Origin of the sequence: Xanthomonas sp. SI, from assembly GCF_014236855.1 — a bacterium.
In the GTDB taxonomy this organism is placed as follows: Bacteria; Pseudomonadota; Gammaproteobacteria; order Xanthomonadales; family Xanthomonadaceae; genus Xanthomonas_A.
This window is the reverse complement of record NZ_CP051261.1, coordinates 3,129,425-3,144,629: the sequence shown is the minus strand read 5'-3', so window position 1 is coordinate 3,144,629 and position 15,205 is coordinate 3,129,425. Positions and strand designations below refer to the sequence as shown.

The window sequence follows — 15,205 nt, the reverse complement described above, 5'->3', positions numbered from 1 at the left end:
GCGAGCAAGCGGTATACGACGACGCCGGCGCAATGCCGGCGTCGTCGTTTCTGCAGATGGCGACACCGCCGGGCGCTGCGGCAGCATCATGCAGAAGCGGACGCGTTGCGGCCTGACGCATGTGTGCCGGCATATCCCTGATGGAACGCAGCATGTCGCCTTCTGTGCCGCGATAGAACGCGCAGCGTTCACTTCCCGCTTGGGATAACGGTCCGCGGCGCGATCGCGCCCCATGCCGCGGCGGATGTTCCGCGCGGTGCTTTCCTGCGAGGAATTTTTCCATGAACGATCTTGATCAAACGCAGCGCCGCGGCGGTTGGCCGCTGCTGCTGCTGGGCGGCGCATGCGCGCTGATCGGCCTGGTGCTGGCGGCCGGCGGCGCGTGGCTGCTGGCGCTGGGCGGCTCCTGGTACTACCTGTTCGGCGGCTTGGGCCTGCTGTTGTCGGGCGTGCTGCTGGCGCGCGGACGGCGCAGCGGTGCGCTGTGGTTCGCGGCGACCTTCGCGCTGTCGCTGCTATGGGCGGCGTGGGAGTCCGGCGCCGATTACTGGCGCTGGGTGCCGCGCATGGGCCTGATGGTGTTCCTGGGCCTGCTGCTGGCGCTGGCGTTGCCGCGCCTGGACCGTCCGTTCTCGCGCAGCGTGTCGCGCGGCCTGGCCGGCGCACTGGCGCTGGTGTTCGTGGGCGCCTTCGCGCTGGCCTTCGTGCCGTACGGCGTGACCGAGGCCGACGGCATGCTCGCACACGCCGCCGGCATGGCGGCGGCGATGACCGTGCCGCGCGCCGGTGCGCAGCCGGCCGAGGCCCCGGCCGACGCCGACTGGGCCGCCTACGGCCGCGATAACGCCGGCAGCCGCTACAGTCCGCTGCGCCAGATCACCCCCGGCAACGTGGCGCAGTTGCGGACCGCATGGACCTTCCGCACCGGCGACCTGCCGGCCAAGCGCTGGGGCGCGGAGACCACGCCGCTGAAGATCGGCGACAGCCTGTACCTGTGCACCGCGCGCAACCAGCTGATCGCACTGGACGCCGCCACCGGCAAGCAGCGCTGGCGCTACGATCCAAAGGTCGCGGACAAGGCGATCCCGTACACCGCCGCCTGCCGCGGGGTCAGCTATTACGAGGTCCCAGAGGCGACGAATGCGCCGCCGACGCCTGCGCCGGGCGGCGGCGTGGCGCCGGTTGCGCTGGCAGACCAGCCGCGCGCCTGCCGCAGCCGCATCATCGAGGGCACGCTGGACGGCCGCCTGATCGCGGTCGACGCCGCCAGCGGCAAGCCCTGCGAGGACTTCGGCACCCATGGCCAGGTCGACATCACCGTTGGCATGGGCGACACGCCGCCGGGCTATGTGTCGATCAATTCGCCGCCGACCATCGTGCGCGGCGTGCTCGTCACCGGCCACCAGGTGCTGGACGGGCAGCAGCGCTACGAGCCGTCGGGCGTGATCCAGGGCTTCGATGCGGTGACCGGTGAGCTGCGCTGGGCCTGGGACATGACCCACCCGGAATGGAACGGCGCACCGCCGCCGGGCCAGAGCTGGACCCGCGGCACGCCGAACATGTGGACCTCCGCGGCCGGCGACGAGCAACTCGGCTATGTCTACCTGCCGATGGGCAACTCCGCCGCCGACTACTGGAGCAGCTCGCGTACCGCGCCCGAGGACCAGTACGCGACCTCGCTGGTGGCGCTGGACGTGACCACCGGCAAGCCGGTGTGGAACTTCCAGACCACGCACATCGACGTCTGGGACTACGACCTGGGGTCGCAGCCGACGCTGGTGGATTTTCCGCACGACGGCGGCAAGGTGCCGGCGGTGATCCTGCCGAGCAAGCAGGGCGAAATCTACGTGCTGGATCGGCGCAGCGGCAAGCCGTTGGTCGGCGTCGAGCAACGCGCGGTGCCCGGCGGCGGGGTGGAGCCGCAGCGCCGCGCCAAGACCCAGCCGTTCTCGCTGTACCACACGCTGCGCAAGCCGGACCTGACCGAACGCGACATGTGGGGCATCACCCCGATCGACCAACTGGTGTGCCGCATCCAGTTCCGCAGCGCCAGCTACAAGGGCATCTACACGCCGCCCGAAGCCGATCGCCATTCGATCGAATATCCGGGCTACAACGGCGGCTCGGACTGGGGCAGCGTGGCGGTGGATCCGCAGCGCGGGGTGATCGTCGCCAACTACAACGACATGCCCAATTACAACCGACTGGTGCCGCGGGCCAAGGCCGACAAGTTGGGCTGGGCGCCGCGCGACCAGGTGCGCGGCGACGCCGGCGGCGCCGAAGGCGCGGGCGATCCGCAGGCGGGCACGCCGTACGCGATCAACGTCAACGCCGGCTGGCGCCTGCCGTTCACTGGCCTGCTGTGCAAGCAACCGCCGTACGGCGGCATCCGCGCGATCGACCTGGCCAGCGGCAAGACCCTGTGGGACCGCCCGCTGGGCAGCGCCCGCGGCAACGGCCCGTTCGGCATCCACTCCGGCCTGCCGATCGAGATCGGCACGCCCAACAACGGCGGCGCGGTGGTCAGCGCCAGCGGCCTGATCTTCATCGCCGCGACCACAGACGACATGATCCGTGCAATCGACCTGGCCACCGGCAAGCGCGTCTGGGAGGCCAAGCTGCCGGCCGGCGGCCAAGCCACGCCGATGCTCTACGCGGTCGACGGCCGCGAATACCTGGTGATCGTGGCCGGCGGCCATCACTTCATGGAGACCAAGAAGGGCGACTACGTGATCGCCTACGCGCTGCCGGCGTCATAGCCTGCGCCAAGGCAGCGTTGTGCGGCGTGCGGGATTCGTCCTGCCGTGCGGTGATGTGCGGTGCGCCATGTGCGGCAGAGACGTTGCCGCGCATGGTGCGCGTCGCATGCGGGCGCGGCAAAACGAAGAGACGGCAAAACCGTGTCGATGCCGCAGGAGAACGCGAGTCAGCGTGCGCCGTGACAGCGTCTCGATCGGAGAGTCACGGTAAGCGACAGCGTTGTGGGAGCGACTTCAGTCGCGACGGGCTCTACCGGTAGCGCCTGTCGCGACTGAAGTCGCTCCCACAGGTGGGCCTGCACGCGAACTGTGGCGGCACGTGTTAAGCGCCGCGCTACTCCAACTGCTCGCGCGCGAACGCCGCGTCCAGCGCTTCCATTGCGTCGCGCGGCTTGAGCTTGGCCGCCTTTTCGAATGCGCCGGCGGCGGCGTCCTCGCGCTTGTCGCCATGCAGCAGCAACAGCACGTTGGCGTATTCGACATGCGCGATCGGCGCATCCGGGGTCAGCTTCAGCGCTTGCTGGATATGCTGCTCGGCGGTCGCGGCCTTGGCGCCGTAGGTGAGTCCGCCGATCATCGCGCCGACCTTGCCGATGATCTCGGCGTGGTACAGCGCCAGCGCCATGTGCGCCTCGGCGTGCTTGGGCTCCAATTCCAGCGTGGCCTCCAGCGATTGCCGCACCTTGCCGGCGATGCCTTGCTTGAGCGCCTTGACGATGCTCAGCCCCTGGCTGTAACGGCCCAGCGCGAACGCGTGGCGATAATGGCTGTTGGCCTCGTCAGGCAGCGCGGCGATCGCCGCTTCGGCCAGTGTCGCGGCCTGCTGCAGGCGCTGCAGTTTTTCCTTGTCGTCGTCGACCAAGTAGCCGGCGTGGATGCCCAGCGCCTTGACCGCGACCGAAGCGCCGAATACGCCCAAGGCCTGTCCGGCGCTATAGGCCTGCTGGAACTGGCCCTGGTGGAAGGCGCGCCAGGCCTCGATCAGCGCCGCCGACAGCGTCTGCGCATCGTGGCCCTTGCCGGCCTTGCCGGCGGCGGCGAGCAGCGCCTGCGCGCGCGCCAGGTCCGGGTACGGCTCGCGGTCGCCGGCGTGCAGCTTGGGCCAGGCTTTCTTCAGCGCCTCGCCTGGGTAGGCGTAGGCGGTGGCGTCGTACGGAAACGGCGCCCATGCGGTCGGTTTTGCTGCCATGCCTGGCCTCCCTGGAGTTCGCGCCGAGCATGGCGCCGCGATGGCTGGCTGGCAAGCTGCACTGCGGATAGTGTGTTTGCTCAAGCCGCTGCCGCCAGCATGCGTCGCATCGGTGCCGCTGTCGGCACCCAAGGAGAGCTGCGATGGCGACCAAGAAGCGTTCCACCTCCGCCCCCCGGCCCGAAACCCTGGCGCCGCGGCACCTGTGGCTGGCCGGCCTGGGCCTGGTGTCGTTGACCCGCAAGCGTGCGCTGGCCGCGGCCGCCGATGCCGCCAGCGGCGCGAACACGTTGAAGGCGCTGGTGGCGCAACTGGCCGACGACGCTGAAAGCAGCGTGCGCGAAGGCGCTGCGGCGCTGCGCGGCCAGGTGCAACCGTTGAGCGCGGAGGTCGAGGCGCGGCTGCAGCCGGTGCTGGTCAAGCTCGGCCTGCAGCCCAAACCGCGTGCCACGCCGCGCAAACGGCCGGCGGCGACCAAGACCGCCAAGCGGGCGACCAAGAAGACCGCTGCGCCGCGCCGCGCGGCGAAGCGCAGCGCACGCTCGCAGTAACAGCGAACGGCACTGTTGCCGGATGTGGGATCGCTTCGGATGCGGTCACCGCGATCGGAGTGCCGCGTGCTGGATTCTGTCGCGGCTGAAGCCGCTCCTACAGGGGCTTGCGGCAAGCTTGCCGGTGCGCTGTGGGAGGGGCCTCAGTCCCGACTTTGACCGGAAAGGTGTTCGTCATCGCGACGGAAATTCCGCAGGCGCTGGCAGACGGGCAGCTGTTCCCGTCTCCCATCGGGAGAAGGTGGCCCGCAGGGCCGGATGAGGGTACGGGCGCAGCCTCGTGCATTCAATCGAACATCGTGCCGCTGCGCTGGCCGCGGCTGACGTCGCGTTTGAAAAGACGGTTGCCTGCAGGGTAGAAGACGATATCTACAGATGAGTTGCCGCGGGCTTGCCGGACGCGTTGCGGGAGGAATAAGCCTACTCGGTCGATCCGCCAATGCGCCGATGGATGCGGTCTACAACGTCGACGAGCTAGCGTGGTGTCCTGACCATGCGCTCAAGCAGATGCTCGACCACGCGCTCGGGCTGGTCGGTGCGGCCGACGTGCGCCGAGGACATCTGGATGATCGAGCTGCGCCGCGCGGTCAGCCAGTGGAAGCGCGCGCGCGGCGGCAGCAGTGCGATCGGGCCGGCATCGGCGTCGCCGCGGCAGATCGCCGGGATCGCATCCAGGTAGGGGCGCAGGCGTTCGATGTCCAGGGTCGGGTCCAGCGCGTGCAGCCGCGCCGGCTGCAGTTCGATCGCCGCATGCAGCAGCTTGGAGGTCGGGCACGACACGATCACCCCGACGTTGACGAACTCCTCGCGCTCCACCCGCGGCACCACGCGGATCACCGCGTAGTCATACGTGTGCAGCGTGGGCATGGAGCGCCTCCTCGACGAATGCGGCGCGCAGCGCCAGCCGCCGTTTCAGGTAGTCGGCATAGGCCTGGCGATGCGCGTCCACGTGCTCGAAGCTGGCCTCGGCCTGCAGCCAGGCGTCCGGGATCTGCGCGACGATGGCGTCGATGACCGCATCGGTCAGCCGTGGCGCCAGCGCCGCGTCGGCCTCGGCGATGGTGCTGGCATAGGGCAGCAGCACGTGGTCGCGGATGCGCGCGAACGGCGAGGCGCAGGCGCTGCCGGCATGCTCCCAGTCGTGGTGAAAATACAGCGCCGCGCCGTGGTCGATCAGCATCAGCTTGCCGTGCCAGACCATCAGGTTGGTGTTGCGCGCGGTGCGATCGACATTGGTGACGAAGGCGTCGAACCAGACGATCGCCGAGGCCAGCGCCGGGTCCGGACGCAACGCGGCCGGGTCGTAGTTGATCGCGCCGGGCAGGTAGTCCAGCGCCAGGTTCAGGCCCTCGCTGGCGCGGATCAGATCCTGGATTTCCGGATCCGGCTCGGTGCGCGCGAACTCGCGGTCGAGCAGCACGAACACCAGTTCCGGCATCGGCAGGCCCAGCGCGCGCGCCAGTTCGCCGCCCAGCAGTTCGGCGATCAACGCCTTCGGGCCTTGTCCGGCACCGCGGAACTTCAGCACGTACATGCCGTCGTCGTCGGCCTCGACCACCGCGGGCAGCGAGCCGCCTTCGCGCAGCGGGGTCACGTAGCGGGTGGCGACGACGGTTCTCACGCGGATTCCGGGCGGCGAGGGCAGGGCGGCAAGCCTAGCCGATGCCGGCGGCGCTTGGCGAATCGATACGTACGGCGCACTAGGCATCCAGCGTCGTTGCCTACCGGGGACGCGTCCCCGCGCTCAGTCCAGATAGGCCTGCATCAGCGTGGCCAGGTGCGTGCGCTCGGCCTCGCGCAGGAACGGGCTGATCAGCAGCATCACCTGCACGATGCCGTGGCGGATCGCCAGTTGTTCGTCCTTCTCGCCACGGGCGGCGGCGTAGTTGAGCCAGAACGTGGCCACCACCAGCACGTTGGTGGCGATGCCGCCCAGCTCCTGTGCGGTGGCGCGCATCGCTCCGGCCTGCGCCAGCCCCTGGAACACCGCCTGGGTGCTGTCGTCGGCGCGGCGCAGGATGCGCGCGAAACGCAGGCGCAGGCGCCGGCTGCGGCTGAGGATCTCGATCAGGTCGCGGTACAGGAAGCGGTAGTCCCAGATGCACTCGAACACCAGGTGCAGCTGCAGCCAGATGTCCTCCAGCCCGGGCAGACGCGCGCTCGGCAACTCCAGCGCCGCGTCCATGCGCTCCTCGTAGCGCGCGAACAGGTGCTCGATGATGTCGTCCTTGTTGCGGAAGTGGTAGTACAGATTGCCCGGGCTGATCTCCAGCTCGTCGGCGATATGGTTGGTGGTGACGTGCGGCTCGCCCTGCGCGTTGAACATCGCCAGGGCCGTGTCGAGAATGCGCCGGCGGGTGTCGCGCGCCATCAGGCCAGCAGCTTCTTCACCAGGTCCACGTACTTCTTCTGCGCCTCGGCCTGCGGCATGCCCTTGAGCTTGGCCCAGGCCTCGTACTTGGCGGTGCCGACGAAGTCGAAGAACCCCGGCTTGGCGCCGGCGACGTCGCCTTCCGCGCCCTGTTTGTACAGCGCGTACAGGCGCAGCAAGGTGTCGTTGTCGGGACGCTCCTCGCGCTGCTTGATGTCCTTGGCCGCTTTTTCGAAGGCCGCCTTGATGTCTGCCATGTCGCTGCTCCCGCCCTGATCGGGACGCATCACAGCACGCGCGACCGGTCCGGTCAACGCGGGCGCCGGGCTCGCCAGCCCGCCCGAGCGTGGTGTTTCAGGCGACCGGCGCCGCCTGCAGCTGCGCGCTGGCCTGCGTCTGCGTCTGCGTCTGCGCCTGTCGCGCCAGCGAGGCCTTGGCGGCGATCGAGCGGATGGCGTCGGTCACATCGGCGAGCGGGACGTGGCTGCTCAGCCGCTGGAACGTGTCGCGGCTGTTGTAGCCGGAGCCGTCCTTCAGATATTGCTCGTACATCGACAGCAGCTCGGTGCAGGCGGCGGTCAGGGTGTCCACGTTGCCCCTGGCCAGGGCGTGGCCGATCTGATCCAGGCTGTGCAGGCAGTCGGAGAGCCAATGCAGGTCGTAGCGCGCGCTGCTCAGCTCCGGCGCGTTGTGGCCGCGGCTGTAGGCGCTGTAGCGGCGGATGCTCCTGGCCACCCGCGCCACGTGCGCGAGCAGCGTGCCGATCTCCGCGGAAATGTCCAGGCGTTCCATCACCAGGATCGGCACCGGTGGCCGCTCCACCGCCTGCTCGGCCGGCAAGGCTTCCTGCGTCTGCAGGTCCAGCGTCTGCCGCAGGCTGGCGTAGGCCTGTTGCAGCGCCTCCAACTCCCGCGCGCTGACGACTGCACGCGCCTTCATCTGCGACAGCGCGGCCTGGTGGCGGGCGAGGCTGTCCTGCACGCTCGCCTGTTGCCCTTGCTCGCGGCGCATGCGGCCGAAGAAGATCCAGGCAAGAACGGTGGCGGTGATCGCCCAGAGCACGACGGCGGGAGTCAGGTAGATCAGGATGCCCATGAAGGCTCCTCGAAACGTTGCATCTCTTGTCGGCGTCGGTTCGACGATCTTGAGCCCGACTGTCGCGATGCGTGACGGCGGTCCGGCTACGCGCCAGTCGGCGCGCGTTTCATTGCGTTTGCGCTCGCTCGAATGCGTGGACCGGCATGCAACGCATCCGGCGCAGATCTGGTCCGTTGCGGGCGGCTGTCGAGCGAGCTCGATGCTACGGAACGGGCTTCGACAGCGCCTTCGACTTCGCGTACAGCGCCTTGGCGATCTCGGCATCGCCCAGCGCAGCGTGGCATTCGGCCAGGCTGTCCCAGGCGTTGCCCGAGTCCGGATACAGCTCGGTATTGAGGGTGAATACCTTCAGCGCCCTGCCTGCACCGAGACTCTCGCGGATGGCGTAGCCGCTGGCATTGATCGCGCGTTCCCGTTCATTGGCGGGGACGCCGTCGCCGTCGCGCAGCCACGCACGCATGGCGTCCGCAGCTGCGGCGCTTGCGTCCATCGCATAGGCGATCAGGCGTTCGGCGAGAACCGCATGCGGGAACTCCTTCGGTGCGACCTGCGCCATCGTGCTTTCCACCAGCGTGCTGGACCAGACATTGCGGGCGCTGCCGTTGGTGAAGTACACGAATACCCAGTAGCCGCTGGCCAGGGTGCCCTTGTAGGCCAGTCTCGCGCGCACGCGGGTGCCGCCATCGTGGCCGACCTGGGTGTAGCCATCGCTGCGGGTGGTATCCCAACCGGTGGAGAAGAAGTTGTTGCCGCCGCCGCTCAGCGTCTGCGGTTGCCACAGTCTTTCCAGGGTTGCCGTGCGCACCAGCTTGCCGTTGGCCAGCGCCTGCAGGAAGCGGTTGATGTCGCCGACGGTGGTCTGCAGATCGGCGTGGCCCCAGCCGTAGTTCGGCCAGGGGTCTTCATCGGCCGGCTGCAGCGTGCCGTCCTTGCCGATGTACGGCACGGCCGCGCGATCCGGCGGGACGCTGGCCAGACCCCACGACGTGCTGCGCATCTTCAGTGGCTGCAGGATGCGTTCGCGTGCGATGGCCGGGTAGGGCTTGCGGTAATGCGCTTCCAGCAGGGCAGTCAGCACCAGGTAGTTGGCCTGCGTGTACTGCGCACGGCTGCCGGGGGCGAACTGCATCGGTGCCGCGCCGGCAACCTTCAGCGCAGCGGCGAGGTCGGGCGCCACGCCGGGGTAGCCCTTGCTCACCCAACGGTCGTCCACACGGGCGTAGTACTCGGCAATGCCGGAACTGTGATTGAGGAAATCGCGCACGTGGATCGCCTGCCACGCGGCCGGCAGGTCCGGCACGTAGCGGCTGGCTGGGGCATCCAGATCCACCTTGCCCTGATCCACCAGTTGCATCACCAGCGTGCTGGTCAACAGCTTGGCCATCGACTGCGCGGCGAAGATGGAATCGACGGTGGCTGGCGCGTGGGTGGCCGGATCGCGTTCGCCGCTGGCGCCCTGGTAGAGCACCTGGCCGTTGTGTGCGACCAGCACCGCCTGACCGGCGATGCCATAGCGTTCGCGGTTGGCCTGCAGTTGGGCGTCCAACTGCGAGGCGAGGTTGAGCGGCGTATCCCGGGCCGACGCAGGCAGGCTGCCAAGCAGGGTGCAGAGCAGTGTGGCAGCAAGGACGCGATACATCGCGGTGATCCGTCAGTGGCGATGGCGCATCATCTTCACGACAGGGGACAGGGTCAAGCGTGTGTAGCCGAGCCTTTGCTCGGCTGCTCTTGCATCAGATACCGTGCACCTGGACACATAGAGCCGAGCATGCTCGGCTCTACAGAAAGCAGGCGGTTGCCGGCCAGTGACCTGCAACCGCCCGGCGGCACGCGATCAGCCCAGAATCCCCGGCAGATCCAGTCCCTTCTCCTTCGCGCATTCCACCGCGATCTCATACCCCGCATCCGCATGGCGCATCACACCCGTCGCGGGGTCGTTCCACAACACGCGCGCGATGCGCTTGGCCGCCGCCTCGCTGCCGTCGCAGACGATGACCATGCCGGCATGCTGGGAGAAGCCCATGCCGACGCCGCCGCCGTGGTGCAGCGAGACCCAGGTGGCGCCGCTGGCGGTGTTGAGCAGGGCGTTGAGCAGCGGCCAGTCGGAGACCGCGTCGGAGCCGTCGGCCATGGCCTCGGTCTCGCGGTTGGGCGAGGCGACGCTGCCGGAATCCAGGTGGTCGCGGCCGATCACCACCGGCGCCTTCAGCTCGCCGCTTGCCACCATTTCATTGAACGCCAGGCCGAGCCGGTCGCGATCGCCCAGGCCGACCCAGCAGATGCGCGCCGGCAGGCCCTGGAACTTGATCTTCTCGGCGGCCATGTCCAGCCAGCGGTGCAGGTGCGGGTTGTCCGGGATCAGTTCCTTGACCTTGGCGTCGGTCTTGGCGATGTCCTCCGGATCGCCGCTCAGCGCCGCCCAGCGGAACGGGCCGATGCCGCGGCAGAACAGCGGGCGGATGTAGGCGGGCACGAAGCCGGGGAAGTCGAAGGCATTCTCGACCCCTTCTTCCAGCGCCATCTGCCGCAGATTGTTGCCGTAGTCCACGGTCGGCACGCCGAGCGCGTGGAAGGCGAGCATGGCGCGGATGTGGTTGGCCATCGAGTCGCGCGCGGCCGCTTCCACTTCCTTCGGTGCGCTCGCGCGCTTTGCGTCCCACTGCTCGACGCTCCAGCCCTGCGGCAGGTAGCCGTTGACCGGGTCGTGCGCGGAGGTCTGGTCGGTCAGCAGGTCCGGCTTGACCCCGCGGACCAGCAGCTCGTCCAGCACGTCGGCGACATTGCCGAGCAGGCCGACCGACAGCGGCTTCTTCGCCGTGCACGATTCCTCGATCAGGCGCAGCGCTTCGTCCAGGTCGTCGGTCCAGGTGTCGAGATAGCCGGTGCGCAGGCGCATGTCGATGCTGCTCTTGCGGCATTCCACCGCCAGGCACGAGGCGCCGGCCATCACCGCGGCCAGCGGCTGTGCGCCGCCCATGCCGCCGAGGCCGCCGGTGAACAGCCACTTGCCGGCCAGGCTGCCGGCGTAGTGCTGGCGGCCCATCTCGACGAAGGTCTCGTAGGTGCCCTGGACGATGCCTTGCGCGCCGATGTAGATCCAGCTGCCGGCGGTCATCTGCCCGTACATGGCCAGACCCTTTTTATCCAACTCGTTGAAGTGGTCCCAGGTGGCCCAGCGCGGCACCAGATTGGAATTGGCGATCAGCACGCGCGGCGCGTCGGCGTGGGTGCGGAACACGCCGACCGGCTTGCCGGACTGCACCAGCAGGGTCTGGTCGTCATCCAGGCGCCTGAGCGCGGCCACGATCGCGTCGAAGGATTCCCAGTCGCGCGCGGCGCGGCCGATGCCGCCGTACACCACCAGTTCCTGCGGGCGCTCGGCCACGTCCGGGTGCAGGTTGTTCATCAGCATGCGCAGCGGCGCTTCGGTCATCCAGCTCTTGCAGGTGAGGGTGCTGCCGGTGGGCGCTTGGATCGTGCGAGTGGGGTCGAGGCGGGTCATGCGGCGCTCCGGGAGTGGGCGAATTCAAGGCAGGACGCGAGCACCTGCTGCAGCGTGCGGCGCAGCGGTGCGGCGTGGTCGGGGTCCAGCGGCGTGGGCCAGCTGTGTTCGTCCACGCACGCGGGTTCGTGCATGTAGCCGCGGCAGGCCAGTTCCATCTGCAGCGTGTGCACGCCGCCGGGAATGTCGCTGTAGTGGCGGGTGATGTAGCCGCCCTTGAAGCGTCCATTGCGCACGTGGCGCATGCCGCTCGCCGCGCATACGGTCTCGACCGCGTCGGTGAGCGCGTTGTCGCAACTGGTGTCGGGCGCACCGGACGCGCCGGCGCTGCCGATGTTGAACTGCGGCAGCTCGCCCGCGAACAGGTGCGGGATGTGCGAGCGGATCGAGTGTGCGTCGTACACCACCACGGTGCCGTGGATCGCGTGCAGGCGGGCGATCTGCGCGGCCAGTGCGGCGTGGTAGGGCGCGAACCAGGTGTCGCGGCGGCGTGCGATCTCCTCCGCATCCGGGCCATGTCCGTCGCGGTACAGCGGCTGGTTGTCGAAGGTGGTCAGCGGGCACAGGCCGGTGGTGTTCTGGCCCGGGTACAGCGAGACGCCGCTCGGGTCGCGGTTGAGATCGATCACCGAGCGCGACACCGCCGAACGCAGCGTGGTGGCGCCCATGTCGCGGGCGAACGCGTACAGCTCATGCACCCACCAGTCGGCATCGCGCCGTGCCAACCAGGGGGAGACGAAGCGATCGGCTAGCGCTTCCGGCAGCTCGGTGCCGGTATGCGGAAAGCTGACGATCAGCGGCGCGTCGCCGCGGTGGAGAGTGAGCCAGTCGGGGAGGGTGGTCATGCAGGGCCTCGCTTTTTTGTAGGAGCGGCTTCAGCCGCGACCGGATGTCACTGGTGACGCCCGGTCGCGGCTGAAGCCGCTCCTACTGGGGTCATGATCCGGACGCTGCATCGGGGAGGGATACGTCGACAGCCGCCGCCAGCGTGCCATCGCGCACCAGCGCCGTGGCGGCCAGCATGTCCGGATGGAAATAGCGGTCGTCCTGCAGCGCCGGCACCTGTGCGCGCAGCAGCGCGCGCGCCGCTTCCAGCGCGGCGCTGGAGGTCAGCGGCGCATGGAAGTCGCAGCCCTGCGCGGCGGCGAGCAGTTCGATGCCGACCACGTTGGCCGCGTTCTCGGCCATCGCCAGCAGCCGTCGCGCGCCGTGCGCGGCCATCGACACGTGGTCTTCCTGGTTGGCCGAGGTCGGGATCGAATCGACGCTGGCCGGATAGGCGCGCTGCTTGTTCTCCGATACCAGTGCCGCGGCGGTGACCTGCGGGATCATGAAGCCGGAGTTGAGCCCGGGCTTCGGAGTCAGGAACGCCGGCAGCCCGGACAGCGCCGGATCCACCAGCATCGCCACGCGGCGTTCGCTGATCGAGCCGATCTCGCACACCGCCAGCGCCAGCATGTCGGCGGCGAAGGCCACCGGCTCGGCATGGAAGTTGCCGCCGGACAGCGCCTCGCCGGTCTCGCTGAACACCAGCGGATTGTCGGACACGCCGTTGGCCTCGATCGCCAGCGTGGTCGCGGCCTGGCGCATCACGTCCAGCGCCGCGCCCATCACCTGCGGCTGGCAGCGCAGGCAGTACGGATCCTGCACGCGCACGTCGTTGTCGCGGTGCGAGTCGCGGATCGCCGAGCCGTGCATCAGCGCGCGCAGCGCGGCGGCGGTGGCGATCTGCCCGTGCTGGCCGCGCAAGGCGTGGATGCGCGGATCGAACGGGGTGTCCGAGCCCTTCGCCGCCTCGGTGGACAGCGCGCCGGCGACCAGCGCGGCATGGAACACGCGCTCGATCTCGAACAGCCCGGCCAACGCGTAGGCGGTAGAGAACTGGGTGCCGTTGAGCAGCGCCAGGCCTTCCTTCGCGCCCAGCGCCAGCGGCTGCAGCCCGGCCTGCGCCAAGGCCTGCGCGGCCGGCAGGCGCTCGCCGCCGACGAAGGCTTCGCCGACGCCGATCATCACCGTGGCCAGATGCGCCAGCGGCGCCAGGTCGCCGGAGGCGCCGACCGAGCCCTGGCACGGCACCACCGGGATCACGTCGTGCTGCAACAGCGCTTCCAGCAGCGCCAGCGTCGCCGGCCGCACGCCGGAGGCACCTTGCGCCAGGCTGGCCAGCTTCAGCGCCAGCATCAGCCGCACCACCGGCACCGGCATCGGCTCGCCGACCCCGGCCGCATGCGACAGCACGATATTGCGCTGCAGGGTGTCCAGGTCCTCGCGCTCGATGCGCACGCTGGCCAGCTTGCCGAAGCCGGTGTTGATGCCATATACCGGCGCGCCCTTGGCGACGATCGCCTCCACCGTCTGCGCGCTGCGCAGCACCGCCTCGGCGCAGCCGGAATTCAGGCGCACGCCGGCGCCGCTGTACACGGCGCGCCACTGCGCCAGGCTCACTGCGCCCGGGCGCAGCACGATCTCGTTGTTCATTGTCCCCTCCAGATGCGCGCATGCAGCGGGTTGAAGCCCATGCGGTAGACCAGTTCGGCCGGTTGTTCGATGTCCCAGATCGCCAGGTCGCACTGCAGCCCGGCGCGCAGCCGGCCGACCTGTTCGTAGCGTCCGAGCGCGCGTGCCGCCTCGCGGGTGAAGCCGGCGATGCATTCGGCCACGCTCATGCGGAACAGCGTCGCCGCCAAATTCATCGCCAGCAGCGGGCTGGTCAGCGGCGAGGTGCCGGGATTGCAGTCGGTGGCCAGCGCGCGCGGCACGCCGGCGGCGCGCAGCGCGGCGATCGGCGGCAGTTGCGTGTCGCGGGTGAAATAGAACGCGCCCGGCAGCAGCACCGCGACCGTGCCGGCGGCGGCCATCGCGGCGACGCCGGCGTCGTCCAGGTACTCGACATGGTCGGCCGAGCGCGCACCGTAGCGCGCCGCCAGCGCCGCGCCGCCCTGGTTGGACAGCTGCTCGGCATGGATCTTCAGCGCCAGGCCATGCCGCTGCGCGGCCTGGAACACCTGCTCGGTCTGCGCCGGGGTGAAGGCCAGGTGCTCGCAGAACACGTCCACCGCATCGGCCAGGCCTTGCGCGGCGACGGCGGGAATCATTTGTTCGCAGACTTCGTCGATGTAGGCCTGCGCCTCGGCGCCGGGCGGCACCGCGTGCGCGCCGAGGAAGGTGGGCGACACCGCGACCGGGCGCAGTTCGCCCAGTCGCCGCGCCACGCGCAGCATGCGCAGTTCGTCGTCCAGGGTCAGTCCGTAGCCCGACTTGATCTCCACCGTGGTCACGCCTTCGGCGAGCAGCGCGTCCAGCCGCGGCAGGCTGGCGGCGAGCAGCGCGGCTTCGTCGGCGGCGCGGGTGGCGCGCACGGTGGCGACGATGCCGCCGCCGGCGCGGGCGATGTCGGCGTAGCTGGCGCCGAGCAGGCGCTGCTCGAACTCGCCGGCGCGGTTGCCGGCGTAGACCAGGTGGGTATGGCAGTCGATCAGGCCCGGGCCGATCCAGCGCCCGCCGCAATCGACGCTATGCAGCGCGGCCAGCGGTGCCGGCAGCGCCGCGGCGGCGCCGGCATAGACGATGCGCCCGTCGCGGCAGGCGACCACGCCGTCGCGGACCAAGCCCAGCCCGCCGTCGTCGGCGTCCAGGGTCATCAGGTGAGCGTTGTGCCAGAGCGTGTCGCAGGGCATGGTCACGGGCGGGCTCGTCGGTTATTTTGTATATACAATATTGTGGTCGACGGAGGGT

The 15,205-nt window shown here is 69.5% G+C and carries 13 protein-coding genes; 2 read left to right on the top strand and 11 right to left on the bottom strand.

Annotated elements, in window-relative coordinates:
- The first annotated feature begins 281 nt into the window (after positions 1-281).
- On the top strand, positions 282-2,759 hold the full coding sequence (locus HEP75_RS13120; protein WP_185823825.1) for a membrane-bound PQQ-dependent dehydrogenase, glucose/quinate/shikimate family: 2,478 nt from the start codon (positions 282-284) through the stop codon (positions 2,757-2,759).
- Positions 2,760-3,093: 334 nt separating this feature from the next.
- Here HEP75_RS13120 and HEP75_RS13115 read toward each other — a convergent pair whose 3' ends face one another.
- On the bottom strand, positions 3,094-3,948 hold the full coding sequence (locus HEP75_RS13115; protein ID WP_185823824.1) for a hypothetical protein: 855 nt from the start codon (positions 3,946-3,948) through the stop codon (positions 3,094-3,096).
- Between the two features lie 143 nt (positions 3,949-4,091).
- Here HEP75_RS13115 and HEP75_RS13110 point away from each other — a divergent pair, with 143 nt between their 5' ends.
- Positions 4,092-4,499, top strand: a complete 408-nt coding sequence (locus HEP75_RS13110) for a hypothetical protein (RefSeq protein WP_185823823.1) — start codon at positions 4,092-4,094, stop codon at positions 4,497-4,499.
- Between the two features lie 474 nt (positions 4,500-4,973).
- On the opposite strand, the gene HEP75_RS13105 is transcribed toward HEP75_RS13110, so the two are convergent.
- The 10 genes from HEP75_RS13105 to hutI all read right to left on the bottom strand — a co-directional run bounded on the left by HEP75_RS13105 (position 4,974) and on the right by hutI (position 15,147).
- Positions 4,974-5,366, bottom strand: coding sequence for a DUF3037 domain-containing protein (locus HEP75_RS13105; protein ID WP_185823822.1), 393 nt, complete (start codon positions 5,364-5,366; stop codon positions 4,974-4,976).
- On the bottom strand, positions 5,344-6,120 hold the full coding sequence (locus HEP75_RS13100) for a HipA family kinase (protein WP_185823821.1): 777 nt from the start codon (positions 6,118-6,120) through the stop codon (positions 5,344-5,346). The genes HEP75_RS13105 and HEP75_RS13100 overlap by 23 nt, the downstream gene beginning before the upstream one ends.
- Positions 6,121-6,243: 123 nt before the next feature.
- The gene (locus HEP75_RS13095) at positions 6,244-6,870 is read right to left on the bottom strand and encodes a TetR/AcrR family transcriptional regulator (RefSeq protein WP_185816253.1); all 627 of its coding nucleotides are present in this window, start codon (positions 6,868-6,870) and stop codon (positions 6,244-6,246) included.
- Positions 6,870-7,127 (bottom strand): acyl-CoA-binding protein, encoded by a 258-nt coding sequence (locus HEP75_RS13090; RefSeq protein WP_184410100.1) that lies wholly within the window; start codon positions 7,125-7,127, stop codon positions 6,870-6,872. The genes HEP75_RS13095 and HEP75_RS13090 overlap by 1 nt, the downstream gene beginning before the upstream one ends.
- A 97-nt stretch (positions 7,128-7,224) precedes the next feature.
- On the bottom strand, positions 7,225-7,965 hold the full coding sequence (locus tag HEP75_RS13085; protein WP_185823820.1) for a hypothetical protein: 741 nt from the start codon (positions 7,963-7,965) through the stop codon (positions 7,225-7,227).
- A gap of 205 nt (positions 7,966-8,170) precedes the next feature.
- Positions 8,171-9,607, bottom strand: coding sequence for a serine hydrolase domain-containing protein (locus HEP75_RS13080; RefSeq protein ID WP_185823819.1), 1,437 nt, complete (start codon positions 9,605-9,607; stop codon positions 8,171-8,173).
- Positions 9,608-9,802: 195 nt separating this feature from the next.
- On the bottom strand, positions 9,803-11,470 hold the full coding sequence (gene hutU, locus HEP75_RS13075; protein WP_185823818.1) for a urocanate hydratase: 1,668 nt from the start codon (positions 11,468-11,470) through the stop codon (positions 9,803-9,805).
- Positions 11,467-12,315 carry an N-formylglutamate deformylase gene (hutG, locus tag HEP75_RS13070; protein ID WP_185823817.1) on the bottom strand — a complete coding sequence of 283 codons (849 nt, stop codon included), beginning with the start codon at positions 12,313-12,315 and terminating at the stop codon, positions 11,467-11,469. The genes hutU and hutG overlap by 4 nt, the downstream gene beginning before the upstream one ends.
- A gap of 91 nt (positions 12,316-12,406) precedes the next feature.
- On the bottom strand, positions 12,407-13,948 hold the full coding sequence (gene hutH / locus HEP75_RS13065) for a histidine ammonia-lyase (RefSeq protein WP_185823816.1): 1,542 nt from the start codon (positions 13,946-13,948) through the stop codon (positions 12,407-12,409).
- The gene (hutI, locus tag HEP75_RS13060; protein ID WP_185826598.1) at positions 13,945-15,147 is read right to left on the bottom strand and encodes an imidazolonepropionase; all 1,203 of its coding nucleotides are present in this window, start codon (positions 15,145-15,147) and stop codon (positions 13,945-13,947) included. The genes hutH and hutI overlap by 4 nt, the downstream gene beginning before the upstream one ends.
- Between the last annotated feature and the right edge of the window lie 58 nt (positions 15,148-15,205).

Bases quoted from the DNA above. Each gene is read 5' to 3' on its own strand.
- HEP75_RS13120 (WP_185823825.1), top strand. From the start codon at position 282: ATGAACGATCTTGATCAAACGCAGCGCCGCGGCGGTTGGCCGCTGCTG.
- HEP75_RS13115 (WP_185823824.1), bottom strand. From the start codon at position 3,948: ATGGCAGCAAAACCGACCGCATGGGCGCCGTTTCCGTACGACGCCACC.
- HEP75_RS13110 (WP_185823823.1), top strand. From the start codon at position 4,092: ATGGCGACCAAGAAGCGTTCCACCTCCGCCCCCCGGCCCGAAACCCTG.
- HEP75_RS13105 (WP_185823822.1), bottom strand. From the start codon at position 5,366: ATGCCCACGCTGCACACGTATGACTACGCGGTGATCCGCGTGGTGCCG.
- HEP75_RS13095 (WP_185816253.1), bottom strand. From the start codon at position 6,870: ATGGCGCGCGACACCCGCCGGCGCATTCTCGACACGGCCCTGGCGATG.
- HEP75_RS13090 (WP_184410100.1), bottom strand. From the start codon at position 7,127: ATGGCAGACATCAAGGCGGCCTTCGAAAAAGCGGCCAAGGACATCAAG.
- HEP75_RS13085 (WP_185823820.1), bottom strand. From the start codon at position 7,965: ATGGGCATCCTGATCTACCTGACTCCCGCCGTCGTGCTCTGGGCGATC.
- HEP75_RS13080 (WP_185823819.1), bottom strand. From the start codon at position 9,607: ATGTATCGCGTCCTTGCTGCCACACTGCTCTGCACCCTGCTTGGCAGC.
- hutU (WP_185823818.1), bottom strand. From the start codon at position 11,470: ATGACCCGCCTCGACCCCACTCGCACGATCCAAGCGCCCACCGGCAGC.
- hutG (WP_185823817.1), bottom strand. From the start codon at position 12,315: ATGACCACCCTCCCCGACTGGCTCACTCTCCACCGCGGCGACGCGCCG.
- hutH (WP_185823816.1), bottom strand. From the start codon at position 13,948: ATGAACAACGAGATCGTGCTGCGCCCGGGCGCAGTGAGCCTGGCGCAG.
- hutI (WP_185826598.1), bottom strand. From the start codon at position 15,147: ATGCCCTGCGACACGCTCTGGCACAACGCTCACCTGATGACCCTGGAC.